Origin of the sequence: uncultured Haliea sp. (assembly GCF_963973825.1) — a bacterium.
GTDB lineage: Bacteria > Pseudomonadota > Gammaproteobacteria > Pseudomonadales > Halieaceae > Haliea.
Map to the genome: position 1 here is coordinate 128,597 of NZ_CAXBAE010000004.1, position 26,800 is coordinate 155,396.

Annotated in this window: 27 protein-coding genes and 1 other RNA gene; 14 read left to right on the top strand and 14 right to left on the bottom strand. The window is 63.2% G+C overall.

What is annotated here, in order from left to right:
- Positions 1–46: 46 nt before the first annotated feature.
- Complete coding sequence (locus tag AACZ17_RS06985) at positions 47–334, bottom strand: hypothetical protein (RefSeq protein ID WP_290742937.1); 288 nt, start codon at positions 332–334, stop codon at positions 47–49.
- Positions 335–543: 209 nt separating this feature from the next.
- Here AACZ17_RS06985 and AACZ17_RS06990 point away from each other — a divergent pair, with 209 nt between their 5' ends.
- Together AACZ17_RS06990 and AACZ17_RS06995 are read left to right on the top strand one after the other, a co-directional pair.
- Positions 544–3,150: a hypothetical protein gene (locus AACZ17_RS06990; protein WP_290742940.1), complete on the top strand. Its 2,607-nt coding sequence runs from the start codon at positions 544–546 to the stop codon at positions 3,148–3,150.
- Positions 3,151–3,300: 150 nt separating this feature from the next.
- Positions 3,301–3,723 carry an Hsp20/alpha crystallin family protein gene (locus AACZ17_RS06995; RefSeq protein ID WP_290742943.1) on the top strand — a complete coding sequence of 141 codons (423 nt, stop codon included), beginning with the start codon at positions 3,301–3,303 and terminating at the stop codon, positions 3,721–3,723.
- Between the two features lie 149 nt (positions 3,724–3,872).
- Here the strand turns inward: AACZ17_RS06995 and AACZ17_RS07000 are convergent, their stop codons facing one another.
- Positions 3,873–5,759, bottom strand: coding sequence for a winged helix-turn-helix domain-containing protein (locus AACZ17_RS07000; RefSeq protein ID WP_290742945.1), 1,887 nt, complete (start codon positions 5,757–5,759; stop codon positions 3,873–3,875).
- Positions 5,760–5,911: 152 nt separating this feature from the next.
- Between AACZ17_RS07000 and AACZ17_RS07005 the strand changes: the two genes are divergently transcribed.
- Positions 5,912–6,649, top strand: coding sequence for a hypothetical protein (locus AACZ17_RS07005; RefSeq protein ID WP_290742948.1), 738 nt, complete (start codon positions 5,912–5,914; stop codon positions 6,647–6,649).
- Positions 6,650–6,714: 65 nt separating this feature from the next.
- Here AACZ17_RS07005 and ssrA read toward each other — a convergent pair.
- Positions 6,715–7,106, bottom strand: a transfer-messenger RNA (tmRNA) gene (gene ssrA / locus AACZ17_RS07010).
- Positions 7,107–7,232: 126 nt separating this feature from the next.
- Between ssrA and AACZ17_RS07015 the strand changes: the two genes are divergently transcribed.
- Positions 7,233–8,297, top strand: coding sequence for an Ldh family oxidoreductase (locus AACZ17_RS07015; protein WP_290742951.1), 1,065 nt, complete (start codon positions 7,233–7,235; stop codon positions 8,295–8,297).
- Between the two features lie 3 nt (positions 8,298–8,300).
- Here AACZ17_RS07015 and AACZ17_RS07020 read toward each other — a convergent pair whose 3' ends face one another.
- From AACZ17_RS07020 to smpB, 8 genes are all read right to left on the bottom strand, one after another.
- Positions 8,301–9,563 (bottom strand): BatD family protein, encoded by a 1,263-nt coding sequence (locus AACZ17_RS07020; protein ID WP_290742954.1) that lies wholly within the window; start codon positions 9,561–9,563, stop codon positions 8,301–8,303.
- Complete coding sequence (locus tag AACZ17_RS07025; protein ID WP_290742957.1) at positions 9,560–10,216, bottom strand: hypothetical protein; 657 nt, start codon at positions 10,214–10,216, stop codon at positions 9,560–9,562. Before AACZ17_RS07025 ends, AACZ17_RS07020 begins: the two co-directional genes overlap by 4 nt.
- Positions 10,213–11,196, bottom strand: coding sequence for a VWA domain-containing protein (locus tag AACZ17_RS07030; protein ID WP_290742960.1), 984 nt, complete (start codon positions 11,194–11,196; stop codon positions 10,213–10,215). Before AACZ17_RS07030 ends, AACZ17_RS07025 begins: the two co-directional genes overlap by 4 nt.
- On the bottom strand, positions 11,193–12,173 hold the full coding sequence (locus tag AACZ17_RS07035) for a VWA domain-containing protein (protein ID WP_290742962.1): 981 nt from the start codon (positions 12,171–12,173) through the stop codon (positions 11,193–11,195). Before AACZ17_RS07035 ends, AACZ17_RS07030 begins: the two co-directional genes overlap by 4 nt.
- Positions 12,166–12,636, bottom strand: coding sequence for a DUF4381 domain-containing protein (locus tag AACZ17_RS07040; protein WP_290742964.1), 471 nt, complete (start codon positions 12,634–12,636; stop codon positions 12,166–12,168). The genes AACZ17_RS07035 and AACZ17_RS07040 overlap by 8 nt, the downstream gene beginning before the upstream one ends.
- On the bottom strand, positions 12,633–13,577 hold the full coding sequence (locus AACZ17_RS07045; protein ID WP_290742967.1) for a DUF58 domain-containing protein: 945 nt from the start codon (positions 13,575–13,577) through the stop codon (positions 12,633–12,635). The genes AACZ17_RS07040 and AACZ17_RS07045 overlap by 4 nt, the downstream gene beginning before the upstream one ends.
- A gap of 12 nt (positions 13,578–13,589) precedes the next feature.
- Positions 13,590–14,585 (bottom strand): MoxR family ATPase, encoded by a 996-nt coding sequence (locus AACZ17_RS07050; protein ID WP_290742970.1) that lies wholly within the window; start codon positions 14,583–14,585, stop codon positions 13,590–13,592.
- Positions 14,586–14,673: 88 nt separating this feature from the next.
- Positions 14,674–15,156, bottom strand: coding sequence for an SsrA-binding protein SmpB (gene smpB, locus AACZ17_RS07055; protein ID WP_290743308.1), 483 nt, complete (start codon positions 15,154–15,156; stop codon positions 14,674–14,676).
- Between the two features lie 107 nt (positions 15,157–15,263).
- Here smpB and AACZ17_RS07060 point away from each other — a divergent pair, with 107 nt between their 5' ends.
- From AACZ17_RS07060 to AACZ17_RS07070, 3 genes are read left to right on the top strand one after another with little or no spacing between them, the layout of a single operon-like run.
- Positions 15,264–16,619: a sodium-dependent transporter gene (locus tag AACZ17_RS07060; protein ID WP_290742973.1), complete on the top strand. Its 1,356-nt coding sequence runs from the start codon at positions 15,264–15,266 to the stop codon at positions 16,617–16,619.
- A 41-nt stretch (positions 16,620–16,660) separates the two neighbouring features.
- Positions 16,661–17,092, top strand: a complete 432-nt coding sequence (locus AACZ17_RS07065; protein WP_290742975.1) for a type II toxin-antitoxin system RatA family toxin — start codon at positions 16,661–16,663, stop codon at positions 17,090–17,092.
- Positions 17,093–17,098: 6 nt separating this feature from the next.
- A complete protein-coding gene (locus tag AACZ17_RS07070) occupies positions 17,099–17,413 on the top strand; it encodes an RnfH family protein (RefSeq protein ID WP_290742977.1) in 315 nt (104 codons plus the stop codon).
- A gap of 7 nt (positions 17,414–17,420) precedes the next feature.
- Here the strand turns inward: AACZ17_RS07070 and bamE are convergent, their stop codons facing one another.
- Positions 17,421–17,786 carry an outer membrane protein assembly factor BamE gene (bamE, locus tag AACZ17_RS07075; RefSeq protein WP_290742981.1) on the bottom strand — a complete coding sequence of 122 codons (366 nt, stop codon included), beginning with the start codon at positions 17,784–17,786 and terminating at the stop codon, positions 17,421–17,423.
- Between the two features lie 74 nt (positions 17,787–17,860).
- Between bamE and fur the strand changes: the two genes are divergently transcribed.
- The 5 genes from fur (at position 17,861) to AACZ17_RS07100 (ending at position 22,431) form a co-directional block, all read left to right on the top strand.
- Positions 17,861–18,277, top strand: coding sequence for a ferric iron uptake transcriptional regulator (fur, locus tag AACZ17_RS07080; protein ID WP_290742984.1), 417 nt, complete (start codon positions 17,861–17,863; stop codon positions 18,275–18,277).
- Positions 18,278–18,416: 139 nt separating this feature from the next.
- Positions 18,417–19,664 carry a cytochrome P450 gene (locus tag AACZ17_RS07085; protein ID WP_290742987.1) on the top strand — a complete coding sequence of 416 codons (1,248 nt, stop codon included), beginning with the start codon at positions 18,417–18,419 and terminating at the stop codon, positions 19,662–19,664.
- A 14-nt stretch (positions 19,665–19,678) separates the two neighbouring features.
- Positions 19,679–20,650, top strand: coding sequence for a Rieske 2Fe-2S domain-containing protein (locus tag AACZ17_RS07090; protein WP_290742990.1), 972 nt, complete (start codon positions 19,679–19,681; stop codon positions 20,648–20,650).
- A 59-nt stretch (positions 20,651–20,709) separates the two neighbouring features.
- Positions 20,710–21,474 carry an acetoacetate decarboxylase family protein gene (locus AACZ17_RS07095; protein ID WP_290742993.1) on the top strand — a complete coding sequence of 255 codons (765 nt, stop codon included), beginning with the start codon at positions 20,710–20,712 and terminating at the stop codon, positions 21,472–21,474.
- 78 nt (positions 21,475–21,552) lie between these two features.
- Positions 21,553–22,431, top strand: a complete 879-nt coding sequence (locus tag AACZ17_RS07100; protein WP_290742996.1) for an SDR family NAD(P)-dependent oxidoreductase — start codon at positions 21,553–21,555, stop codon at positions 22,429–22,431.
- A gap of 55 nt (positions 22,432–22,486) precedes the next feature.
- On the opposite strand, the gene AACZ17_RS07105 is transcribed toward AACZ17_RS07100, so the two are convergent.
- Together AACZ17_RS07105 and recN are read right to left on the bottom strand one after the other, a co-directional pair.
- Positions 22,487–23,134 (bottom strand): TetR/AcrR family transcriptional regulator, encoded by a 648-nt coding sequence (locus AACZ17_RS07105; protein WP_290742999.1) that lies wholly within the window; start codon positions 23,132–23,134, stop codon positions 22,487–22,489.
- Between the two features lie 78 nt (positions 23,135–23,212).
- Positions 23,213–24,871, bottom strand: a complete 1,659-nt coding sequence (gene recN, locus AACZ17_RS07110) for a DNA repair protein RecN (RefSeq protein ID WP_290743001.1) — start codon at positions 24,869–24,871, stop codon at positions 23,213–23,215.
- Between the two features lie 129 nt (positions 24,872–25,000).
- Between recN and hrcA the strand changes: the two genes are divergently transcribed.
- Both hrcA and grpE read left to right on the top strand, forming a co-directional pair.
- Positions 25,001–26,035: a heat-inducible transcriptional repressor HrcA gene (gene hrcA, locus AACZ17_RS07115; RefSeq protein WP_290743004.1), complete on the top strand. Its 1,035-nt coding sequence runs from the start codon at positions 25,001–25,003 to the stop codon at positions 26,033–26,035.
- Between the two features lie 130 nt (positions 26,036–26,165).
- Positions 26,166–26,777: a nucleotide exchange factor GrpE gene (gene grpE, locus AACZ17_RS07120; protein WP_290743007.1), complete on the top strand. Its 612-nt coding sequence runs from the start codon at positions 26,166–26,168 to the stop codon at positions 26,775–26,777.
- The last annotated feature ends 23 nt before the right edge of the window (positions 26,778–26,800 follow it).

A 26,800-nucleotide genomic window follows, 5' to 3' on the forward strand; every position in this document is an offset into this window, starting at 1 on the left:
CGCCGGTGCCATCTCCAACGCGGCAAACCGACGGAGTCGAACCGGTTCAGTTCGACGGTGCGGCGGCGCCTTCGCCGAGCCCCAGTTCGGATGCCGGCGCCCCGGCCGGAGCGTTCACGAATTCGCTATCCTGCATGGAAGCCGGACCGCCAGTTACGTCTTCGACACTGAGGTGGGGGTTGTTGGCTTCGTATTCCTGTGAACCGATTGGAGGCGCCTCGGAGGGATCATTCGGGTAGTCCTCGACCGCCTCGCCCTGGGCGAGTGTTGCAGCGGTGAAAACGGGAGCCAGCAGAAACGCCAGAGTCAGCGCGGCGGGTTTAGGTAGTCGCATACGGGTTGCCTTTCATCTGATCACGCGGGAAGTGGTGGAAGCTTACACCATATCGCAAGTCATGGTGCATTGCCCGCGGCGAGCGCCCAGAACGCAGTCTATACTTTGTGTGCGTTCGCGCCTTCAGGCGCTTGCTGACGTGTGTCGGCTCTGCGTAGAGAGCTGCCGTTCTCAGCGTAGATATGTCGAATGCGCTACCGGGGGGAGGAATGATGCATTTCAACGGGTTGCTGTGTTTCAGTCTCGGTCTGATGCTCTGCGTTGCCATGGTGCCTCCGGCCCGTGCGCAGTCCGACGGCTGGCCGACGAAGGAGTTCCTGATCGTCCAGTCAGATCCCTACGGCATGCTGCCTGACAGCCTGCAGTCGCATCAGCAACTGACCGATGATGAGCAGACGGCGCTGACGGACATGGAGGTGTTTCTTACTGAAGTCGCTGAGCGCTATGAGGCAATGGGTTTTCGCGCGCCGGAGCTCGAGCGCGTGGAGGGTGTCTCGGGTGGGGAGGCCTACAAGGTCCATTTTTTCGATTACGACGATCATGGCACCTCACCGTTTCGCGTACGCCGCAAATCGGCCTCCACCACAGAAATGCAGATCGATACTTCGCGACCGTTTCAGAAGGACGGTATTCCTCTGGATCGAACCTACGAGCACCTCGCCCATGAGCTGTTCCATCTCGTGCAGCGCGCCTATCAGCCGAGCGAAGATGTCATCCAGAACGACTGGATTATCGAAGGGCAGGCGCAGGCCATGGGCATGTATATGCTCCAGAAAATCCTGCGCAAGGACCCCTATGCAGGGAGTCAGGACGGATACCGGTTGGGGGCTCGTCCCTACTACACGCCGCTTCAGGACATCCCGGCCACCGGGGTGCCGAAAGCCGATTACCTGACAGCCTCGTTCTGGCGCTACGTGGGGGAGGTCTTCGCCGCGTCGAAGAAGAATGGCCGGGCGGGAGTCCAGCCCATCGAACCCGACTACCGCTATCTCGTTGACATGTTCCGACACCCGTACCCATCGAGTGCTTCGCTGCATGCGGACCTGCTGTGGACCGATCAGGGCCTTCGGAATACCCTGGGTTATGGCCTCGATCGTGTATATGCGAATTTTGTGTCCACCTTCGCGGCCTATGTGCCCACGCGCCTCACCAAGGAGCCCGAGCACAGCGCAGAAGTTGCCGAGATCAACTGGCGTAACTTTGTGTTCAACGGGTGTGAACGTACCGCGAATCTCACTGCGACGTCGGTTTCGGCCAATGTGGAATTGGTTGTCGATGCTAATGCGGCAAGCTGCTTCGCCGTAAACGTTTGGGGCGAAGGTCAGGCCGGGCTCTCGCTGCAGATTCGCTCGGGTGATGCGGACGCCTTGGCGGCATTACGCATAGGCACCCTGGGCGGTGCCAAAGTCGGCAGCCCCGTGCTCGTGGCACCGCTACCGGGTGGTGGTTACCTCGGTCACTGGCGCTTTCAGGTGCCGGCCGGTGAACCGGCCGTGTTTGTCATTTCCAACGTCGCCGCTGATCCCACCACAACACGGAAGGTGCTGCTTTCGCTCAATGCATCATCTGACTACTGGGAGAGCAACATGACGCAGCCTCGGCAGGCGGTTTCTGCGACGCAGGACGCCACGACCGCGCCTGCAGCGTCGATGCCTCCCGTGCGCGACGGCACGCGGGAGCAGGCCGCGAAGGAGTTCGCTGCCGGGCTGGATTCCCTGAGTAACAGAAGCGCAAACAGTGTCGGCGTTTCCCACAACTACGAGGTGCGCGGCTGTGTCGGCCAGGCCTTCGCCGAGTCAGGCTGCGGGCCAACGACAGCCATCCACCTCACGCTGATGCCGGGCGCATTTGCCGATGGATTCCAGACCACCGGAACCGGCGGCGGGCTGGCACAGGTGATGTCGCAGTTCATCGCCATGGCGGACAACGGCCCGTTCGCAACAGACAAGGGATTACGCAACGCGTTTGGCGAGGCCGCCGAAACGGAAGGGTCGTATGTGCATATCCTAATCCCGGCCATCGACTACGGGTTCACTGGCACCTTCACGGAAGCCCGGATTGGCGTGAATGGTGGAAAGGGGCACGGTGAATTCGAGGCACGAGGGCCCGAGGATCTGGTGCCCGGTCGTGGGCGTCTTTTCCCCTACACAGGGTCGGTGACGATAGAGGAGTTCACGCCATTCTTGTTGCGTGGCAGCTTCTCCGGTCAACTCACCGATTTGTCGAGCGTCGATTTTTCAGTCTTTGGTGACGACCATGCGCTGCCGGTTCAGCGCCAGATTCGCGGCCGCTTCGCGATAACAGCGCCGTGGGAGGGCGATAAGCGAGTCACGGTGTATCCGGTGTCGGGAGGAGAAGACAGCGCGATGGCGGACCTCTACGAGGTGTTCCCAGCGGCACGGAATTTCGATATCGAAGGGCTCTCTGGCATCGACCCGACGACGAGGGATGCTTCAGGCAGTGGCTATACGGTGGGCATGCTACCCCTCACGGAAGTTACTGAGATGCCGGTCTGCAACTGCGAATGCCAGATTGACAGAAGCCAGCCGCGCACGTGCCTGAAGATTTGCAAACCGAAAGTACTGGCCTGCGGACAGGCCAAACAACTCGCCTCCCGTCTGGCTGTGAGTGCGATGGGGCAGGATACGCAGATCAGTGGTGCTCCGCTATCCACGCCAGGCAACCCGGAGCGTCCCACCAGGGAGGAATACATCCAGGGTCTGATGAAGCACGGTTATCCACCGGATAGGATCGATTTTTTGGTCAGGGAAATGGACGCCTTCATGGCAGAAAACGGGGGTTGGGCAGAGCGTTGATGAACCTGCAGCGCTCAGCGGCCCACCCGCGGCTCCGCCTTGCTCCGTCGGGCGCCAGCCGAAATTTGGTTCTCGCTCCTTGAAAAACACCGAAATCGACACTATCTGTAGCGGTGAGGCACAACCAATCACACGCAAAGGAGGTGTCGTATGTCTCTAATACCGCGTAGCAGTATGTTTGATATCGATCGCTTTTTTGGTGACAACTGGCCGCGCTCCGCTGATCGTGAGATGGGCGAGTTCTTTGCCCCGAGAGTGGATATCAGGGAAGCGAGTGATCACTTTGAAATAACCGCCGAGTTGCCGGGTATCGACCGGGACAACATTCACGTCCACGTGAATGACGGCATCCTGACGCTGGAGGCTGAGAGCTCGCAGGAAGACAAGGAAGAGAAAGACGGTACGGTGATTCGCCAGGAGCGTCGCTATGGCAAGTTCATGCGGAGCTTCAATCTTGGCGGTGACGTTCAGGAAGAGGACATCAAGGCCATGTTCAAGGATGGGGTGTTGACGCTCAAGGCGCCGAAAGTGGCGGAGAAAATACCGCAGAAAAGGCGTATAGAGATCGAGTGACGTCCTTCGCCTGGCCCTTTCCGGGGCCAGGCAATTTCAACCGCGTTGGTGGGTAGCGGAAATATTCTTCCGCACTTTTTTGGCGGTGTCCTTCAAGCTGTCTGTTGAGTTTCCAGGTCCTGTTGCCAGTCGTCGTCGATCTCTTGCTCTCAGCGTAGCTCCAGCAACGCCTCGGCATCAAACGCTATCTGCCGAAGCTGCTGCGGCGCGCGACCGAGTTCCACCAGCATGTGCTGCCAGCGCGGGTCTTCGCGCAGGTTGTCGAACAGGGGGTCCGGCAGGTTGGTCAGCAGCAGCATCTGGTTGCGCTCGCGCAGGCGCGCCAGCCATCGGAAGGCCGCATCCGCGTCACCACCAACGGCGTGAAGCTGCGCGATACGCATCGCCTCGGATTCACCGTTCTCGGCCTCGAAACGCTCGAGCAGTGAACGGAAGCACGCGATCTCGCCCTGCGCGTGACACAGCAACGCCTGGTAGAATTCCTGGAACTTTCTCGCCTTTGCCGGCACCGTCTGATCGATAATCTGCTGTGCCCCCGCGAAATCGCCCTGCATGATCTTGGTCAGACCGAGGGTCAGGTGGCCGCCGCGCGAACGTTCCACAACCTGCCGGACGGCGGCCTCGGCCTGGCGCGGCTGACCGGCGGCGATGTAGGCCTGTGCCTGGTTTATGTAGCAGGCGGTGCAGAAGGGATCGAGATCGAGCGCTCCCTGGTGCAGGGCCACCGCCGAGGAAAAGCCTTCCAGTGCGTAGGCAAGTTCGCCGGCAAGTTCCAGGTGTCGGGGATTCCCCGGCTCCTGCGTCAGGGCCTCGGTCACGTGCTCCGCCGCTGCCGGCAGGTCGTTCTCTACCTTAAGGGCCAGTGCGGCCAGGGCCCCGTGGGCGCCAGCGCTGCCGGAGGGTATGGCAAGCATCTCCTCGGCCAGCGTGCGAACCCGTTGCGCCACGTCGGTCCCGGACAATTCGCCCCGATAGACCTGCAGCAGGTAGCTCCGGGTCAGAAGATCCCGCACCGGGATAAAACGCGGACTCCTGCGCGCGACGCCCTCCAGTGTCGTGATCGCGCTGCCCAGTTCGGCGAACTCACCGCTTCGCAGCACGTGTAGGGCGCGCAGGTACAGGGTGTAATCTTCCGGGGCTATCACCGTGTCAGATTCGGCCGGCTCCATCACCGTCAGCTGGAACAGGCCCGCAACAGCGCTGGCGACCTGGCTCTGTACGCGCAGGATATCGCCGTACCTGCGGTCGATCGTCTCGGACCAGACATGGTGCCCACTGTTCGTTTCGATCAGCTGTATCGTGATCCGCAGGAGCCCGTCGTGTTCGCGAATACTGCCCTCGAGGAGGTGCGTGGCGCCCAGCTGAGCACCGATCTCCCTTGCGGTCATCTGCTGACCCAGCTGCGGCAGGAATGACGAGGTGCGGGAAATAACCCGCAGGCCATGCACCCGGGTCAGGCTGTTGATGATTTCTTCCGGCAGGCCAAGGGCCAGATAGTCCCTGTCACCCGCCGCCGTGAAGTCGGCGAAGGGCAGCACCGCAACGACGGGGGGAGACGCCGCGGGTCTTTCTACTGAATCGGACTCGGGCCTCAGGAGCAGCCACCAAGCCAGTAGCAATGTACCCAATCCCAGTATCGCCGCCGTGAACCAGGCTCCACGGATCGTGCCGGACAAGGCTGCGGACGCCGGTGGCTGTGTGGCGGCCGGCGTATCCACGGTCCGGGCATTGAACAGGTACCCTCGACGGGGCAGCGTCCTGACCGCGTGCCGGCCCTCATCGCCAAGGGCCCGGCGGATGTCCACGAGACACTGCGCCAGGCTGTCGTCGGTGACCACCGCTTCACCCCAGATCCTGTCGAAGAGCTCTTCTTTGCTAATCAGGCGGCCGGGGTTGGCCACCAGGTACTGCAGAACGCGGAACGACTGCGGCCGCAGCGTGATCGTCTCGCCGTCCCGCAGGACCGCGCCCCGACTTGCGTCGATCGCAAAATGCTCAAATTGCCTAAGCGCTCCTGAGGCCACTGCAGAAGTCATTCACATACCGCCCTTAATGCCTTTTTCCGCGAATTTCGTGTTGATTTCGTGAACTTTCGTCCGGTTTTCGTCACTTCACTTGTCTCAGGTCCTATCGTGCGAGTGCAAATTGCGAATGCTGTCCTGACAGCGAATCCGAGGGAGTATCCATAATGAAGCAGTCGATTCTGATAGTCATCACCTTGTCCACCCTTCTGCTGGGTGGCTGTAAGATCCGCATCGAGGTGCCGGAAGGTGGCCGTGTCACCACCGAGTCTGGTAGCTACGACTGCGAGACTGGCGCGGTTTGCGAAATCGATGTCGTGGACCTGTTTTTTGATGAAACCTTCCGCGGCGAACCGGCGACCGGCTACCGCTTCGACAGCTGGCTGAAACGCCAGCGCGGCCTGTGTGGCGGCTCCGATGGGTCCTGCCGGCTCTTCACGTCGGGCTTCGAGGGCAATGACATCCTGATGGGCTTCCTCGAGCGACAGGAGGAAGTGTTTTTCCTCGTACCCCAGTTTGTGCAGATTCCCACGGATGCATTTGACCCGGCGCTCATCCAGTCGACGGCGTTCCTGGTGCGCGAGTCTGGCCTCTCGGTGACCTATCGCTTTTCTGAGAACGGCAACTACAGCAAGCGCGCCGGGCCGCTCTTCGCTACCGGAAAGTACACCTTCGAACTCAACGACACGGTCATCAACTATACGCAACTCGCGGACACGGATAGGAACGACCTGACGGGCTACGCCGTCTTCGAGAGCTTCGATGCCGAGAACGGCCTGTACAGGGTCTGCTACACGGACGATCAGGACGTGCGGTCCGCGAGCACGGCGGTGGACATCTGCGCAAACGGTGGGCGCGGTAACCTGTCAGAGCCCACGCGGCTGCGTTTCGTTATCCAGGAGTAGTGACCGCCACCGGGCATTCAACAGCGGCCTTCCGGGATTTCTTTTGACTTGCTTGCATGGGTGTTTGGTGGAGGCGGCGGGAGTTGAACCCGCGTCCGCCAGTACTCTGCCTTCGGCTCTACATGCTTAGTTTCCGTTAATTAATTTAGCCTCATACAGCCCAACGGGCAGGACGTAATTGGCGAGCCTGAATAAGTTTTAGCAGTTCCACCTCAGGCGGGCTTCACAGCGATCCAGTTCTATATGACAGTCAGTAGTGCGGTACTGGCACCTTACTAAAGACCGCTAGGGCCGAAGCCACTAGTTGGTGCTTTCACGGGCTGCTTACGCAGCCAGTTGGGCACCGTAGTTGTCGTCGTTGGCAACTAATAGTTTGCAGCTTTGGATTTACGTGATTCGCTACCATCACGGCATGCACCTCAGGGTTCGTTACCGTCGTCGAATCCGTATCGCCCCCAGTGTGACTCGCAATTGTACCTCAATTGCACAGTGTTAGACTGTGAAATCTGCAATAGTTCCCTCGGGGCCGCTTTCCTGCCAGTGGAAGGTTTGCCTGCCATACCTCTCGAAGAAGGAGCCTGACATGTCTGTGCGTTACGCTCATACCGACCTCCACGCTTTCAGCCAGCGCCTGTTCGAGGCCGCGGGCTTGCCCGCTGAACGTGCCGCGGTGATGGCCGAGGTGCTGTTGGAGGCCGACCTGATGGGCTTTACTACGCACGGTATGCAGCGCGTGGCGCACAATGTGCGCTGGCTGATGGAGGGCGCAAGCCGCTGTAATGGCGAGCCTGTGGTGCTGGTGGACAAGGGCCCGCTGTTCAACTGGGACGCCGCCTTTCTGCCCGGCCCCTGGGTCGTCAGCCAGGCGGTTGATACCGCGCTGGCCCGGGTTCCGGAGTACGGCGTGGTCACCGCCACGTTGCGTCGCAGCCAGCACATTGCCTGCCTGGCAGCCTATCTGCCCCGGGTGATTGAGGCCGGTTATCTCGGGATCCTGACCTGCTCGACGCCCGCGGAGCACACGGTGAGTCCCTTTGGCGGCCTGACGCCGGTATTTTCCGCCAACCCGCTGGCCATGGGTGCTCCGGGGAAGGAGTACCCACTGTTGTTCGATATCAGTATGTCGATCACCGCAGGCGGCTACGTGGCGCGCGCGGCGCGTGAGGGCGCACGGCTGCCCGAACCCTGCCTGAAGGATGCGGAGGGCGTCATCACGGATGACCCGTCCGCGCTCGCTGGACCGCCCCGGGGCAGCATCATGCCCATCGGTGGTGCCCAGCATGGTTACAAGGGCTCCGCGCTGTCGGCCGCAACCGAAGTGCTGAGCATGGCGCTGGGCAACTATGGCCGGGCCGATGCGGAAGCAGCGGGGGACGGCGAAGCCAATTCTGTGTTCCTGCAGATTATCGATCCTGCGGCCTTTGGCTCGCTCGCCGTGTTCAAGGAGCAGCTGCATGCACTGCAGTATCTGGTCACCGCAAGCGAAGTATCCGAGGGGGCACCGCCGGCACGTTTCCCCGGGCAGAGAGCGTGGCAGCAGCGCCGTGAGCAACTGGCGGGTGGCGTGGCGCTGTACCCCGGCATCATGAAGGATCTGGCGCCGCTGGCGCGCCAGCTGCAAGTGCCGCAGCCTGCGCCGCTGGGCTGATGTTCAGGGGTTCAGCGGCGGCAGGGCGTGCGCCGCCGGTTTGCGACGGGCCTTGAGGTAGCGTTGTCGAGCGGTCTGCAGTTTTTTCCCAAGTGCGCTGCCCACCGGAGCTTCCTCGCCCCGGCTGAACAGCGCAATACGCCAGCTGTCGAGTGCGCGGCTGAGGGCTTCGTCGCCATAGCGTTGCGCGAATTCCCGGCTGTCCATGGTCGGGGTCAGGTGCGCGCTCCAGGCCAGCAGGGCGCGGTAGGCCGCAGCGCGGTCCTGGGCCCGTAACCGCTGCTGCAATACCTTGAAGGCATGGGCTTCGCTATTGAGGTGACGCTGCCGGTAGGCTTGCCAGCGCGGGCGCAGCGACTGCTGCCAGCTGCGCCAGCATGCCCAGGCGAGCAGGAAGGCCGCTGCGACGGCGCCCAGCAGTGGCCAGCGCAGGGCGTTGACACGGGTATCGGCGGCGTCGTCCTGCACGGGCGCTGCACCGCTGACTTGCAGTGTCACACCGTCGGCAGTTGCCTGTTCAACCCTGTCGGTGTCGGTGTTCCAGTAGCTCAGGGTTACCGGCGGCACGCTGAACGCGCCACCCGCCTCAAACACCAGTGTGAGTTTTTCACTGCGGGTCGCGGGCGGGCCGTCCGCCGTGGTGGGTCGGTCGGCGTAGACGGAGGCGCCCGCATAGTCCAGCTTGGGCGCGAGCGGCGGCAGGAAGATCGCGGGCAGTCCCTCCAGCTCGGCCCGGTATACCAGGGTAACGGCGTCCCCCGGCTGCAAACTGCCTGTATCGCCACCGACCTCCAGAGAAAGGCGCAGCGCGTTGCCGGCCAGGTAGGGGGTCAGTGATTCTGCGCCGGGCGGCACCACCGCGCTGAAGCGAATCTCGGGAAGCGCCACCTGCAGGCGTGTGGGGGCACTGCCCGGGTTGGCGTAGCTGACCCCGAGTTCGGCGTCGTCAATGCGATACTGGCCGGCCTGCAGCGGATAAATGCGGAAACTGCGCACGATCCCCGACCAGGTTTCGCCGTCGATCGCGCGACTGGTGGGGAAAGAGCTGTCCGGGGGCCGCTGTGTGATCGCGTTGGCCAGTTCGAAGTCGGGGTAGTTGGGCGGCTGCGCGAACCAGGTGGGTACGAGTACCGTAACCTGCAGCTCCAGAGGCTCGCCCACCCTGACCTGTTGCGGCGTTATCGTCACTTCCACTACGGGCTGCACCTGGGCCAGGCTGCGTGCGCTCAGCAGGACAAGCAGGCACAGGGCGATCCAGCGCTTCATGGCGCCTCCTCCCGGCTTTGTTCCAGGGCGAAACGCGTGCGCAGGAATTCGGCGGTGTCGGTGTCCACCGAGCGCATCCACTTCTCGGCGGACTCCAGGCCGATGGTGCTCTCCCGGGTGATTTCCATTTCCCGGCCGCGTTCGTCCTCGTTGTCGAACACGTAGTCATCCGCGCTGAGTTCGGATTCGTCTTCGGTGTCACTGTCCTCGCGCAGCTGCTCGATGTACTCAGTGATATGCCGTGCCAGGTCCAGGTTTTCCACGGCCTGCTGCCAGCCCGGCTCGGCGGCGACGGCCAGCTCGAAGGCGCGGATGGCGTTGCGGTAGTCGCGTGCCTTGATCAGGGCGTTGCCCCGGTTATAGAAGCCCACGGCGTCCGGAATGCGGGCGAACAGGTCGGCGGATTGCTCGTACTGGCCCGCATAGTAGGCCGCGGTGGCTTTCTGTGCCGGGTCCTCGAAGCGAGCCAGTGCCGTTTTCCAGTCGCGCTGGTTCATCGCGCGCTGGCCCTGCTGGTCGCGGGTCAGCCACAGGTCGGCGAGGGTAGCCTCCCGGCTCGCCAGCCATACCAAAGCCAGCAGGGCCACCAGGGTGACCGCGGCAAACTGCAGCGGCGCGCGCTGCCAGAGTGGCCTCTGGTTCCGGCGCTTCATCGCAGCACCCAGCCCCGGCGGAAGCCGTAGAGCACCAGCAACAGGGCGGGCCAGAGCAGCAGCCAGCCCTCGTCATGCCACTCGGCGTCCGGGTCATCCGCCTGCAGCAGATTGGATTCAATCAGTCGCAGCAGCTTGCGTATATCCGCATCGCCTGTTTCGCTGCGTATCAGGGTGACGTCGGTTTCGCTCGCCACACGGCGCAGCAGGTCGGTATCAATTGCCGTTTGCAGGGGGCCGCCCCCGGGGCCAACCACCGGTTTGCCGTCGGGCAACAGGGCGACACCGCCGGCTTCGGTGCCCACGACCAATGCCGTCACCGCCGGGGCCGAGGTGTCGGCGCTGAACGCGGCGAGCGCAGGGATGTCGGCGCTGTCGAAGCCGTCGGTGATGAACAGCAGTGTGCCGATGCTGGCGCTCTCGCCCAGCAGGTCCAGTGCCAGCGGCAGTGCGGCTGCGCTGTTATTGCCGCCGCGCGGCATGATGGCCGGGTCCAGGCTCTCGAGAAATCCGGCGAGAACCGCGCTGTCGGTAGTCGGGGGGACCACAATGTGCGCAGAGCCCGCGTAGGCTATCAACGCGGTGCGCGCGCCAGTGCGTGCGGCGACCAGGTCCAGTGCCTTGAAGCGTGCCCGGTCCAGGCGGGTGGGTGCGAGGTCGTTGCTGCGCATGGAGTCGGTGACCTCCATTGCGATCACCAGCGGTGCCGTTTCCTCAAACCACGGCGCCACCTGTTGGCGCCAGGCGGGACCGGCGGCGGCCAGTGTCAGGGCCAGCAGGGCGATGGTAAAGCTGTCGAGCGCGCTGAAGCCCGCGCGCGTGTCGTGCTGGATGGTCAGGGCGCGGCGCAGGTGCGGCGCAACCAGGTTGCCCAGGGTGTTCTCTGGGCTGCGCTGGGTGCGCAGTAGCCACCAGAGGCCAATAACCGCGGGCAGGGCAAGCAGCCATAGCGGGCGCAGAAAATGCAGCTGCTCAATCATGCGCCGTTTCTCCGTCCGCCGAACCGCATGCCCGCCAGTGTCGCGAGCCCGATCAGCAGCGCAGCCCCCGCGGGCCACACCACCAGTGATTGCCGTGGCCGCCAGGATTCGGTGTTGACCTCGGCGGCGGTCGCCTCATCGATACGCTGGTAGACCGCGGCCAGTGCATTTTCATCCTCGGCATTGAAGAATTCGCCGCCGGTGCGCCCGGCGATATCGGCCAGCAGGCTGAAGTCCACCCGGTCTTCCCCCGTGGCCTGCGGGTCGCCAATGCCGATGGTGTAGATTTCCACGCCATTGCGCTCGGCGATGGCCGCTGCGTTGATCGGCGTCATGCGGCTGGCTGTGTCGTTGCCATCGGTGAGCAGAATCAGAATACGTTCTTCGATACTGCTCGATTCAAAGGCGTGAATGGACAGGCCGATGGCATCGCCCAGCGCTGTTTGAGGCCCCGCCATGGCGACGGCCATCAGGTCCACCAGGGTGCTTGCGGTGGCGAGATCCCGGGTGAACGGCAGCTGTATATAGGCTTTGTCACCAAACACGATCAGGCCCACGCGGTCGGACTCGCGCTCGGCGATGAACGCCTTGACTACCTGCTGCACGGCCCGGTGACGGGAAATGGGCTGGCCGTCGCGCCCGGGGAAATCCCGGTAGTCCATGGAGCCCGAGAGGTCAATGGCGAGCATGATGTCGCGCGCGACTTCGGTGCGCACAATCGGTTCACCGACCCAGTTCGGCCGCATCAGCGCGACCACCAGCAAAAGCCAGATGAACCAGAGGAGTGCGGCCTGCGTGCGGCGCCGACGACGCACCACCGCACCGGTCCCCGGTTGCACGCCGGACGCGGCCACGATGTCGGCAAAGAAGGGCACGCGCAGGGCGCTGGCGCGCTCCCGGTGTGGCGGCAAACCCCACCACAGCAGCAGCGGCAGCGGCAGGGCGAGCACAGCCCAGGCAAAGGCAAACTCAAGCACGGTGCACCTGTACCCAGCGCCGGGCCGCCGCCAGTAACTGCGGGTCGTTCACGGGCGCGAGATAGGCTGCGCGGGCCAGAGCAGGTGCCGCGGCCGTGACCACGGGGTCGTCGCCACTGCTTGTACACAGGAACGCGGCCCAGGCCTCGCCCTGCAGGGCGGCAACCTCCCGACGGGGGTAGGCGCCCAGCGCCGTACGCTTCAGCAGCACGGCGATAGCCTGGCTGGCTGCCGGTTCCTGCTGTGCCAGCGCATCCAGTGCACGCAGCGCCTCCCGGCGATAGCGGTTGCGCCGGTAGGCGGCGACCCGATGACCGAGTGCGATCAGTATCACCGTCAGGAGCCAACCTCCGAGCACCCACCAGCCTGTGGTGGCAGGCACCATCGATACCGGTTCCGGCGTCACGATAGGGTGCAGCAGATCGATCAGCTGGGAGAGCGAAAGCCCGTCGTAGCGGCTCATGCGCGGGAGCGTCCGGGGCGCGTCTGGCCCAGCAGCTGCCGGATCTGCGGCAGCGTCTCCTGCGCTGCGTTGAGAGGCAACACGGACAGGTTGATCTCGCGTTGCCAGTCCCTGATGGTTTGCAGTCGCTGGCGGGTGAAGCCGCCTACCGCTTCCAGGGTGCTGCTGTGGCTGAGATCGATTTCCGCCTGCAGGTGGCCGTCGCCGAGCACCGTGGGTTCGCCCTGGCTCAGGCCCTGCTCCGCCAACGGGTCGTGCACCAGCATCAACAGCACATCATTGTGCGCGGCGATGGTAGACAGGCGCTTGCGCGTGATTTCATTGGCTCCCGCGAAGTCGCTGAGGATGACGACCAGGTGATCGTGGCGCGCCAGGCGCGCCACCGGCCGCAGCACGTCGTTCAGGCGATCAGCGCCCTCGTCTACCCGCTTTGCTGCGTGCAGGGCGCCGTTGAAGTCAGCCATTGACTGCAGCAGGGCAAACAGGGTCCGCCGGCTGCGGCGCGGCGCAAACTCCACCTGGGTACTGTCGTCGAACACAATGCCGCCGATGCGATCGCCCGCGCCGAGCACGCCAAAGGCGGCGATGGCCGCGGCCTCTGCCGCTGTGACGGACTTCATGTTCAGGGTGGAGCCGAAAAACATCGACATACGCTGGTCAACAACCAGCAGTGCGGGTCGGTCGCGCTCCTCGGTGTAGACACGCACGTGCGGACTGCCGGTGCGCGCGGTGGCTTTCCAGTCGATTGAGCGTACGTCGTCGCCGGGCAGGTAGTCGCGCATCTCCTCAAAATTGAGTCCCCGGCCGCGCAGGCGGGAGGCGTGCTGGCCGTTGAGTACACTGCGTGCAGGCTGGCGCGGCAGAAAGCTGAGCTGTTCCGCAGCGCCCTGCAGGTTGCGCAGGTGCTCGAGAGAGACGTGGATGCGGGGGTCGTCGTGCATGGCCAGGCGCCGCTAGGGCAATGCCACCTCCGCCAACAGCGCGTCGATGACCTTGTCGGCGTTCATGCCTTCACCGTGGGCCTCGTAGGACAGCATCAGCCGGTGTCGCAGGCAATCGTGGACGATGGCGCGCACATCCTCGGGGTCCACATAGTCCCGCCCCTGCAGCCAGGCGTGGGTGCGACCGCACTTGTCCAGTGCGATGGATGCCCGTGGGCTGCCGCCCACCTCGATCCAGCGGGCGACGTCGGCCGAGTACTTTTCCGGCGTGCGCGTGGCGTACACAAGATCCGCCATGTAGCGCTTCATGGGCTCCGACACATGCACCTGGGCGATTTCCCGCCGTGCATCAAATACCGCCTGCTGCGGGATTCGCGCGGGCCTTTCGGGTTTTTCGCCGGCATCATCCTCGCGCGTCTGCGTCTGCGCCTGCTGCTCCTCTGAACGTACCAGATCCACAATGCGCATTTCATCCTCGACGGGCGGGTAAACAATGTTCACATGCATCAGGAAGCGGTCCATCTGTGCTTCGGGCAGGGGGTAGGTGCCTTCCTGTTCAACCGGGTTCTGGGTTGCCATCACCATGAACAGCGGTGGCATACGGTGCGTTTTGCCGGCGACCGTGACCTGGCGCTCTTCCATGGCCTCGAGCATGGCGGCCTGGACCTTGGCGGGTGCGCGGTTGATCTCATCGCCGAGCACGATATTGGCGAAGATCGGGCCGGGCTCGAAGCGGAAGTCGCCCCGATTGCCGTCCTGGTAGTACACCTCGGTACCGGTGACGTCGGAGGGCAGCAGGTCAGGTGTGAACTGGATGCGGCTGAAGTCCGCCTCCAGATGCTGTGCCAGCGCCTTGATAGCCCGGGTTTTTGCCAGGCCGGGGAGGCCCTCGACCAGCAGGTTGCCATTGGCCAGCAGCCCGATCAGCAGCCGCTCGATGACGGCTTCCTGGCCGACGATGGACCGCTGCATGCGCGCGCGCAGTTCGTTGATACGTTCTTTCGACATGCCAGATAACCCGGGTGCAGTAGAAGGACCGGGTTATGGTGCCAGCCTCGGCGAAGCTGGACAATGTTTTCCGGGCGGTGCGGGGGGCTTACTGCTTGACGTTGTCGCGGATGATGCGCTGCTTCTGCCGGTTCCAGTCGCGCTCTTTTTCGGTATCGCGTTTGTCGTGGCCCTTCTTGCCCTCGGCCAGGGCGATCCGGGCTTTCACCAGATGCCCTTTCCAGTAGAGCTGGGTGCAGACGCAGGTCAGTCCCTTCTGACTGGTGGCCGCAAGTATCTTTGCCAGTTCCTTGCGGTGCAGCAGTAGCCTGCGTGTACGGGTTGGGTCGCTGACATAGTGCGTGGACACGGTCTCCAGCGGCGTGATCTGGGTACCCAGCAGCCAGGCTTCACCGTCCTTCATCAGGACGTAGGAGTCGGTGAGCTGGCACTTGCCCATGCGCAGGCTTTTGACTTCCCACCCCTGCAGCTCAACCCCCGCCTCGTAGCTGTCGAGCAGGTGATAGTCGAAGGTCGCGCGCTTGTTGCGAGCGATCACATTGTCGTTTTTTGCTGGCTTCTTGTTACCCATGGCGCGCATTATACGGACAAGCCTGCGCACTGGAACGTGAATTTGGCTCTTTTCATCGCCTGCCGTGTGGGGCAGTCTAAGCCTATGATTAGAAGGAAGTTTTCCCGGTGAACTCGGCTGCGGGAAATCCCCTGGGGGAGTGGCGTTCTCGGATGACGTTCGTGCTGTCGCTGGCGTGTGCCACGGTCGGCATGGGCAGTGTCTGGCGTTTTTCCTACCTTAGCGGGGAGTATGGTGGCGGTCCGTTTGTGGTCGCCTATGTCGTTTTCCTGCTGTTGCTGGGCGTGCCGCTGCTGATCGCCGAACTCGTGCTCGGGCGGCAGGGTATGGGCAGCGTGGTGGAGTCGGTCAACCGCGCGGTCGAACGCTCCCGTCTGCGGCCTGCCTGGCTGGCACTCCCCTGGCTCGCCTGCGTGACCGGTGTGTTGCTGCTCGCCCTGTATGCGGTCGTCGCCGGGTGGGCACTGGTTTATGTCGGCGCCATGTATGCCGGGAGCTTCAATGCCGCGAGCATGTTCAACGCCGGGCAGTATTTCGAGGCGCTGCTGGCAGATGGTGACCGCATGCTGTTGGGGCAGACGCTCTTTCTGGCCAGTGCAGTGGTCGTGGTTGGCGCTGGCGTGCGCCGTGGCATCGGCCTTTTCGCCTGGCTGGTGGTGCCGACGCTGCTCGCAGGGCTGGCGCTACTGGTGCAATACAGCCTGGCGAACGGCAATGCATCAGCTGCGGGAAAGTTCCTGTTCTCGGTGCAGTGGCTGGACTTCAACCGCGAAGCGGTGCTGATGGCGCTGGGACAGGCCTTTTTCACCCTGGGCATCGGTGTGGGAACGGGGATCAGCTATGGCAGTTATGCGCCCGTCCGCGCGCCCATCGGGCGCTCGGTGCTGGCGGTGGCATTGTTCGATACGCTGGTGGCCATCGCCATGGGCCTGGCAATATTCCCGCTGGTGTTTGCCAGTCATCTGCTTCCCTCGATGGGCCCCGGCCTGATGTTCATCAGCATGCCCTACGCCTTCGGCAACATGCTGAACGGCGAGGTGTTCGGGGCGCTGTTCTTTGCCCTGGTTGCGCTGGTGGCACTGGGGTCGTCCATCGCCATACTGGAGCCGGTGACCGGGGCCATCAAGCAGCGCTTCGGTCTGCGCCGGGTCACCGCGGCGGTGATTGTCGGCGCCGTTGTCTGGGCGCTGGCCTACGCAGCAGCAGCGACGCTGGCCCCGGACAGCCGCGGTACGGCGCCGGACCTGTTTCGGCTCATGGACCAGCTTGCCGGTGGCGTGTTGCTGCCTCTGGTGGCCCTGGGCACCGCCCTGCTGGTGGGATGGCGGTTGGGGCGCCCGCTCCTGCGGGCACAGCTGTACCGTGAAAGCACGCAGTTTTTTTCGCTGTGGTACTTCCTGTTAAGGTATATTGCGCCGCTGGGCATCGTGCTGGTCATGGCAGCTGCCCTGGTAACGGAGTAAACCCGAGGTGGCGCCGGTCGCCACCCCTGACAGAGATCGCGATGACCCGAATCTACCGCCACGCCCTGCTGCCCTACGAAGACCGGCAGCTGTTCGAACTGGTGAATGACATCGAGGCCTATCCGGAGTTCATGGAGGGCTGTGTCGGCTCCCGGGTGCTGCGCCGTGAGGCGGATATCGTTGAAGCGCGCCTGGATCTGTCGCGGGGCGGCATCACACAGAGTTTCAGCACGCGTAACCGCCTGCAGGCCCCGCAATCCATCAGCCTGGAATTGCTGGATGGGCCCTTCGACTACTTCCAGGGCAACTGGGAGTTTCGCGGCCTGGGCAGCAGTGCCTGCAAGGTGACCCTGGACCTCGAGTTCAGTACCAGCAGCCTGCTGGTGGGGGCGGCAGTCAGTCGCCTGTTCGACAGCGTCACCAACAGCCTGGTCGACGCCATTGGTCGCCGCGCGCGGCAGCTTTACGGTTAGGTAGCGATGAGCGAGACAGACATGATTCAGGTCGAGGTGGCCTATGCGCTGCCCGACCGACAGGCAATTATCCCGGTCAACGTGGCAGCGGGTACCACCGCGCTGGAGGCTGCCCGGCGTTCCGGGGTGGCGCAGCGTTTTGAAGGCCTCAACCTCGAGGATTCGCGACTGGGTATTTTCGGCAAGCTGGTAGCGCCGGACCAGGTGCTGCAGGCGGGTGACCGGGTTGAAATCTACCGGCCGCTCAAGGCCGACCCGAAAGAGGTGCGCAAGGCGCGCGCGGCGCGGGTGAAAGAGCGCCGCCAGGACAGCGACGACTGAAGCCGGCCTACTGGGGGGGCTCGTTTGCGGGCGCCGGTGTTGACACCGCCCAGGCCGGCAGGTAGTCCCCGCTCACACCCGTGAGGGCATCGCCGTCGAAATACACGCTGACGGAGGCTTCCCGGATCACGTCATTGCCGTTGCGCAGCAGGTAGGGGTAGTCCCAGCGATCGGCGTTGAAGCTGTCTTCCACAAGCGGAGTGCCGAGAATAAAGCGCACCTGGCGCTGGCTCATGCCGGGCTGCAGTTGGTCGATCATGTCCTGGGTGACGATGTTCCCCTGCTCAACGTCAATACGGTAGACACCGGGAAACCCGAAGTTGCCGCAGGCGGTGAGCGAGACCAGTGCCAGTGCCAGGAAAATACTGCGCATGGGCTTTAACTTCCACTTGTCATGATGGGGTGGCATCATACCCGTCCAGACCTGTACAGAGAACCCCCGATCCCATGCCGACTGACAATCAGGAACTGCGCAATGCGGGCCTCAAGGTCACGCTGCCGCGCGTCAAGATTCTGCAGATTCTGGAATCGACCAGCGAGACCAGTGAGCACCTCAGCGCGGAGGATGTCTACCAGAAGCTGCGCGATGCCGGTGAAGATGTGGGGCTGGCAACCGTGTATCGCGTGCTGACCCAGTTCGAGAGCGCGGGGCTGGTGAATCGTCACAATTTTGAAACCGGGCACTCGGTGTTTGAGCTGGACACCGGTGAGCACCATGACCACATGGTCTGCATGACCACGGGCGATGTGATCGAATTCACCGACCCTGTGATTGAACGCCGCCAGCAGGAAATCGCCGCCGAACACGGTTTCGAGCTCGTTGATCACTCGCTGGTGCTCTACGTGCGGGAAAAACGCCGCTAGCCATCCTCCCTGCGCGGCTTTTGTCGCGCTTTTTGCATGACATTTCCTCGGCGTGACGTGGAATTAATAAAAATACACTTGTGTGTAGTTTTATGCGAACGTATATTCTTGCGTCAGCCTATTGGCAGAGGAGGCAAGTATGCAGGCCGTCAGCGAAACCCAAGAGCCCATTGAGGCCCTGTTCAACCCGGCATCGCCGGAATATCTGGAAAATGCGCCGGAGCAGTACCTGGCGCTGGCGCGGCGTGGGCGCCTCGTGTGGTACGCGCCCTGGCAGGCGTGGATCATGACCCGCATGCCCGACATCATGGAGTGTTGGCGCAACGAATACCTGTCTTCCGACTTCTACGACTGGGAGTTTGCGCCGCCGCGCCCGCCGGAGGACCAGTGGAGCAACTACGAGCGCGCGATGATCGGCCACAGCCTGCTCGCTGACCACGACCACCACCGCCTTGTGCGTCGCGTGGTGTCGCCTGCCTTCTCCCGCAACGTGGTCGACGAGATACAGCGCCGCATCAAACCCGATGTCGAGCGGCTGATCGCCGAGCTGGCGGATCTGGAGAGCTTTGACTACATCGAGAAAGTGGCCAACCATATTCCGTTCATTTCCATCAGCCGCATGGTCGGGCTGCCGGAGAAATACTGGCCCGAAATCAAACAGGTGGTGCTGACCTTCACCGAGGCATGGAACCCCACGCTGAGTGACGAGCGCCGCGAGGCTGCCCGCCAGGACAGCAACCGCGCCATCGAGATCCTGCAGCGGGTGATTGCCGAGCGTCGCGCCAACCCCGGCGATGACGACTTCCTGAGTGTGCTGCTGAAAATTGAGGCGGAAAACGAGAATTTCGGTGAGTGGGACATCATCACCCTGATCCTCGCGCTGATTGGCGCGGGTGCGGATACCACGCTGGTCGCCCAGCAGTGGACGCTGTACTCCCTGCTCAAGCACCGCGACCAGATTCCGGCCGCGCTGGAATCCCCCGACGCGTTCTCCAATACCTTCAGCGAGGTGATGCGCTGGTCCATTTCATCGAAGATGGGCTTTGCCCGCTACGCGCCGGCGGACATGGAAATTCTCGGCCAGAAAGTGACCAAGGGGCAGATGGTGCTGATGATGCCGCACCTCAAGGATCACGATCCCGAGTATTACACCGATCCGGAGCGCTTTGACGTCAAGCGCGAGTTCAACCCCGATGTGTTGTTCGGCTACGGGCCGCGCTACTGCATCGGTGCCGCCATGGCCAAGCGTCAGCTGTACCTGACCATGGTCGAGCTGTTCAAGCAGTTCCCGGATCTGGAGCTGGATGGAGAACCGGAGAAAGACAATTCTGACCACAACGCGGTGGTGTTTCGCGAGCTGCGCGTGCGCACCAACATCCGCAAATAAGAGAGGAAATGACGATGAGCAAACGTTACGAAAAGCCCATTCCGTTTGGCTGGTACGCAATTGACTACAGCGACGGCCTGAAACCCGGTGATGTCCGCCCCGTGGAGTATTTCGGCCGTGAACTGGTGCTGTTTCGCACCGAGTCCGGCGTGGCCTCACTGCTGAGTGCACACTGCCCGCACCTGGGCGCGCACCTGGGCTATGGTGGCATCGTCAACGGTGAATCCATCAGCTGTCCGTTCCACGCCTGGGAATTCAACAACGAGGGTTACTGTACGGCCGTGCCCTACGCGAAGCGCATCCCGCCGAAAGTGGAGGGCAAGCAGTGTGTGCCCAGCTACCCGGTCATTGAGCGCAACCAGATGATCTGGGCCTGGTACCACCCTGAAGGCGCGGCGCCGATGTTCGATATTGACGAGATCCCGGAGCTGGCCTCAGGTGAGTGGACGCCGCTGGATACCTATGACTGGAAGATCAACACGATCATCCAGGAAACCGGCGAGAACGCCGCAGACCTCGCGCACTTCATCACCGTACACGGCAGCCCGGCAATGCCCCAGGGCACGGTCGAGATGGATGGCCCGCGTCGCGTGACCGAGTTCGACTCGCGTGCGCACGCGATCGACGAGCAGGGCAACGTGGACCTGAGCGGCGAAAACCACGACGCGATCCACCTGCGCTCCGAGGGTGTCGGCCCCGGTTTTACCTTCCAGCGTTTCTCACGCATGTTCGACGTGGTGATGATGGGTACGGTGACGCCGATTGACGACCAGAACGTCCACCTGCGTTTCAATTTCTCGGTGCCGCGCAAACAGTCGGAAGACAACGCGATGATGGCCACCGGCACCGTGCACGAGATCGTGCGCCAGGTAGAGCAGGATATCCCGATCTGGGAGCACAAGGTCTATCTGGATGATCCGGCGCTGTGCGACGGAGATGGCCCCATTGCCAAGTATCGCAAGTGGTTCCAGCAGTTTTATGCCTGAGCCCCTCCGGGCTCGGGAAGCAAGGTTACAGAGAGCACCCATAACAGAGGATAAAGCGTATGAATGAAAAACTAGCCACAACGCCGGGCGATCACTACAACTGGCCGATGTTGAAAATCCGCTACCTGACGGACCCGGCCAAGCTGGCGGCGGTGCTGCCCCCCGGTTTCGAGCCCGGCAGCCGCCCGGAAGTGACCCTGACCGTGTACAACGTGCCGGTAAACGGTGAACCGGAGCAGGGTTTGCTGACGACGGTGCTGTGTAACTACAAAGGCCAGGAAGGCCAGTTTGCACTCGGCTACGGCATCGACAAGGAAGCGGAAATCTTCATCAGCCAGGAAAAGTTTGGCCAGCCCAAATACCCGGCGGAGATCAAGTACTACCGTCTCGGCGAGGAGGTTGGCGCCCGCGTGACGCACCAGAACTACACGTTCCTGGAGTTCTACGGCAAAGTGACCGACACGCTGGACAACGGCCCCAAGTTCGACGAGCACGAGTTCTGGGTGAAGTATTCCCGCGCGGCATCCTACGTGAAAACCGGTTTCGATTTTCCGCCGCATGTGGTCAACGTCGTGTCCAACTACGGCACAGCGCAGAAGCTCAAGGTTGAGGGTGAGCTGATTCTTCGGGACAGCCCCTGGGACCCCCTGACCGAGCGTCTGCCGCCGGTATCCAAGCCGGAGACCTACCTGTGGACGCCCGAATTCCTGGGCCGCAGTGTGGATCTGGGCGATCCGCTGGATGCCGATGCGTTTGAGCCCTGGGCCAACACCATCGGCAACTCGCGCTGGCGCGGCGTTAACGGTGGCCCGCTGAAGGGCTGAGAACGCCCCCTGGGCACACCTGGCCGCTGGCGTTTGCCCGCGGCCTTTTGACGTTTTATAGCAGAGGATTTTCCCACTATGCAGGATTTCAATAATAAGGTCGTGGTCATAACCGGTGGCGCGAGCGGTATCGGTAAGGCCCTGGGCCGGGCGTTTTTGGCCGCGGGCGCGAAAGTCGTGCTTTCGGATGTGGAGCGCGCTGCGCTGGACGCGACCCGCGACGAACTGGCGGCGAACGGTGGCACGGTGCGCGCCATCGTCACTGATGTGTCCAAGCCCGAATCCGTCAATGCGCTGGCAGATGCAGTCTTTGATGAGTTCGGTCACTGCCACGTGCTGTGCAACAACGCCGGGGTGAGCGTTACCAACACCAATGTCTGGGACACCACGCCGAACGACTGGCAGTGGGTTCTGGGTGTGAACCTGCGGGGTATCGCGCACGGTGTGCAGGCCTTCGTGCCGCGCATGCTGGCATCGGGTGAAGAAGGCGTCGTCATGAACACCTCATCAGGTGACGGCGGCATTTCGCCGCTGGCGGACCAATCGGTGTACGCCTCCAGCAAGGCGGGGGTGTCCATCATGACGGAGTGCCTGAACGCCCAGCTGGTGGGCCAGGAAACAAAGCTGCGCGCCTGCATCTTCTACCCCTCGGGCGGCATCCTGCCTACCGGCATCTGGACCACTCGGCGCAATCGCCCGGCAGAACTGGCGCGTGAGAAGCCGGTGCCCGAGGGTGGTGAAATGACCTTCGACGAGTTCATGCAGGGTATGAAGGAGATCGGCGTTGATCTGCCGGTGCAGGACCTGGACGAGCTCGCCGAGTTTGCGCTCGATGGTCTGCGCAAGCAGGACTTCGTGATCATGATTGGCCGCGAGACCATGGAAGCGACCCTGGTGGAGCGGGCACGCAAGCTGGCGCGTGGCGAATGCCCTATCAGCCACGGCTTGCACGGCTAGGTCTGTTCGACGGGCCGGTGTGCATCGCGCGCTCCGGCCTTTTTAACGCCAGCGCTTACGCCTGGGCGGCGCCGCTGACCCTCAACCGGGCGCGTTCGCGCACCAGGCTGCGGCAGAGAAAGTCTATCAGCTCGTCATAACGCTGCCCCGCATCATAATCGGGGTTGTGCAGGTGGTTGAGAATCACCGTGTCTATCATACCAACGGTCATTTCCGCGCAGAATTCTGCTGACAGGCTGTCCTTGAGGTCGCCCGTGCTGGCGCTGTACAGGCGCAGGAAATTCTCGTTCATGACCGACAACAGGGTCGCGCCGCTGGCGAGGCTGTTGCCGATACTGGCGATGGAATAGCGCGCCAGTTCGTGTTCCAGGTCGGAGGCCTGGCAGAGCTGCTGCTTTTGCACGCCCAGCACGTGCGAGATGCGTTCGTCCAGATGATCGAAGCGCTCCAGAGCCTCGTCCACCGAGCCCCTGACCAGTTCCAGCGTGCGACTGACGCAGATATCAAAGAGCAGATCGTGGCGCGTGCCGTAGTAGTTGTAAAAGGTTTTACGGGAAATGCCGGCACGGTCGCAAATGGCGTCAATGGTCATATCCGCGATGCCGCTCTGGCCGATCAGCGTCAGCGCTTCCTCAATGATGCGCGAGCGCTGCGCCTGCTTCTTGCGCTCCCGGAGACTCTTGCGGGGTGGTGGGTTGCTCAAAATAGGTGTCTTTTTGTGGCGGCAGGAGGCTGTCTATGACCGTCCACCATACACCAGAAGCCGCGCCCGCTGCCAGTCTCAGGCGCCCTCTGCGTCACGCAGCATCTCCCGGGCGTGGGCCAGCGACTGCTCGGTGAGCTTGACGCCGCCCAGCATGCGGGCGATTTCCTGCGCCCGCTGGTCGTCCTCCAGTACCGACATGCGCGTCCACGCGGCGGTTTTGTCCGACGTCTTGCTGACCAGCAGGTGTCGGTGCCCCTGCGAGGCCACCTGGGGCAGGTGAGTGACGCAGAGCACCTGCGCCTCGGCTGACAGCCCGCGCAGCAGGCGGCCTACCACCTCGGCCACGGCGCCGCCGATGCCGACGTCCACCTCGTCAAAAACCATGCTGGGCAGGGTGCCACCCTTGGCGGTGACCACCTGGATGGCGAGGCTGATGCGTGACAGCTCGCCGCCGGAAGCGATTTTGCCCAGGGGCTGTGGCGCCGAGCCGGGATTGGTGCTGATCAGGAACTCGATATCTTCCGCGCCGTGCGGGTGGGGCGCGCGCGTCTCGCGTGGACTCAGGGCGATTTCAAAGCGGCAGTCTGCCATGGCCAGCGTGTGCAGCACCTCGGTGGCCCGGGCGACCAGATTCCCGGCCGCCTTGGCGCGCTCTTTGCTGAGCCGTGTTGCGTCCTTGCGGTAGCTTTCCGCGAGGGCGTCCAGCTCCGATTGCAGTTCTTCGATACGCTGGCCGCCCTGGGCAAGACCGGCGAGCTCTTCCTGCAGACCCGCCTGCAGCTCGAGCAGCTGCGGCGGCTTGATGCGGTGCTTGCGCGCTACATCGTGCAGCTGCTCCAGGCGTTTCTCAACCTCAGCCAGCCGCTCCGGGTCGATTTCGATGGAGTCGATGTAGCGCTGTATTTCCCGGCGCGCCTCCTCCAGCTGTATCGCTGCAGAATCCAGCAGACCGCGCGCGTTATCGGCAGTCTTGCTGCCGCTGGCGACACGCATCAGCTGCAGGGCATGGCGGGCGCCGCCGGCCTGCTCCTCGCAGATCTCCAGTGCCTGGTGCGCGCCCTGGAGGATATCTTCGGCATTGGCCAGAAGGCTCTGGTCGCGCTCCAGTTCCTCCAGTTCACCCTCGCGCAGGCCCAGTTGCTCCAGTTCATCTACCTGGTAGGCGAGCAGTTGTGCCCGTGCGGTAGCCTCGTCCCGATTGCCGGTGAGCATGCCCAGCTCGCGCTGGCCTCGCAGCCAGTCGGATGCGGCCTGCTCGACGCGGCGCGCCAGCGCCTGCTGGCCGGCGAAGGCGTCAAGCATGGCCCGCTGTACCGGTTTGCGCAGCAGCGACTGGTGTGCGTGCTGGCTGTGGATATCGATCAGCAGTTCACCGAGCTCAGCGCAGTCCTGCAGCGTGGAGGCGCTGCCGTTGATGTAGGCGCGCGAGCGCCCCTCGGCCGTCACTACCCGGCGCAACAGGCACTCATCACCGTGGTCCAGGTCGCGAGCCCGCAGCCAGGCGGTGGCGGCAGCGTTGTCAGCAACGGCGAAAGTGGCGGTGACCTCGGCGCGCTCGCTGCCGCTGCGCACTGCCTTGGGGTCCGCGCGGTCGCCCAGGCACAGGCCCAATGCGTCCAGCATGATGGACTTGCCGGCACCGGTTTCCCCGGTGATGACGGTCATGCCGTCGTGGAACTCCATGTCGAGTGCGTCGACAATGGTGTAATCGCTGATGTGGATGTGGGTGAGCATGGTGAGCCGCTTGGGTGTTTGGCCTGTTATACCGCAGATCCCTCGCGGCATAAACATCCGCAGCGCTCATCGCTTTGTATTCCGGGGGGGCTGTGATACAACCTGAGTCGAAGTGACACAGGGTGGAGTATGAGCTCAGCGGATTTATCGGAACGGGCACGGACCATTCTCAAAGCGCTGGTTGAGCGCCACATTCGCGATGGGCAGCCGGTCGGGTCGCGCAGCCTGCTGGAAGAGGCTGGCCTCTCGGTGAGTGCCGCCACGGTGCGCAATGTGATGTCCGACCTTGAGGAACGGGGCCTGCTGCACTCACCGCATACCTCGGCGGGCAGGGTGCCCACCGCCCAGGGGTACCGGTTGTTCGTGGACCGCCTGTTGCAGGTACAGCCCCTGGATGAGCGGGCGGTAAGCGCCCTGCGCGAGCAGCTGCATCCGGACAGATCCACGACAGAGCTGGTGCAGTCGGCGTCGTCACTGCTGTCCGCGATCACCGCCCAGGCTGGCCTGGTGACGGTGCCCCGTCCAGAGACCCATCAACTGCGCCAGGTCGAGTTCCTGCCGCTGTCCGGGGACCGGGTGCTGGTGATTCTCGTCGTCAATGAGCGCGAGGTACAGAACCGGATTATCCACACCCAGCGCGCCTTCACCGAGGCCGAGTTGCGGGATGCCGCCGCGCTGGTCAATCAGCGCTTTGCCGGTCGTCCCCTGAACGAGGTGCAGAGCCGTATTCTGGCCGAAATGGAGGATGCCCGCAGCCGTATCGACAGTTACCTGCAGGCGGCGCTGGACCTGGCCAGCAAGGCGCTGGACCAGGAGGCCCCGGAAGACGAATACCTGATGGCCGGCGAGTCGCGTTTGCTGGGCCACGTCAGTCCGGAAGATGTGGGGCGCCTGCGTGAGTTGTTCGATGCCTTCGAGCGCAAGAAAGATCTCCTGCATCTGCTGGAGCGCTGCACCCGCGCCAACGGCGTGCAGATCTTCATCGGCAATGAGGCGGGCTTCGAGGTATTCGGCGACTACAGTGTGATTACGGCCCCCTACACAGACGGTGCACGCACGCTGGGTGTGCTCGGCGTGATCGGGCCCACGCGGATGCCCTACGAGCGGGTGATACCGGTCGTGGACATTACCGCGCGCATGCTGAGCTCCGCGCTGTCCAACTGAGCAGGGCCGCCAGGAGCCCGGCGGCCTTGAAATTTACCCGAGGCGTCCCAACATCTTCCCCAACCACAGCGGGGCGGCGCAGCAGCGCCGTGCCTGTGTCATTCACAAGTGCCAGTGATGGAGTCCAGACGTGGCTGAGAACGAGCAAAATACACCCGAATCCGAGCCCGGTGAGGGCGGCAACCAGCGGCAGGCTGCGGAAGCGGCTGCCTACGCGGACACGGCTGCATCCACGCAGCCTGAGGCAGCGGAAGGTAGCGAGGAGCCGACACCGGAAGCGCTGATGGCAGCCCTGGAGGAGGATCTCAATGCCGCTCGGGATGCTGCCCTGCGGGCCCAGGCGGATGCCCAGAACATCAAGCGCCGCGCCGAGCAGGACGTGGAGAAGGCGCGCAAGTTCGCCCTGGAGTCGTTCTGCAAGGAGCTCCTGCCCGTGGTCGACAATATGGAGCGCGCATTGGCGGTCACGGCGGGTCACGACGAGTCGGTGAAACCCATCATCGACGGCCTGGAGCTGACCCTGAAGAGCTTCGTCGATGCCCTGCGCAAGTTTCACATCGAACCGGTCGACCCCGAAGGCCAGCCCTTCGATCCGCAGCTGCACCAGGCCATGAGCCTGGTTGAAAACGCGGAAGTGGAGCCGAATACGGTCATCGCGGTCATGCAGAAGGGCTACACACTGAATTCGCGCCTGGTGCGCCCGGCGATGGTCATGGTCAGCAAGGCGCCAACCGGCGAGTAAAAACCGTTTCGGCCCCTTGAAAT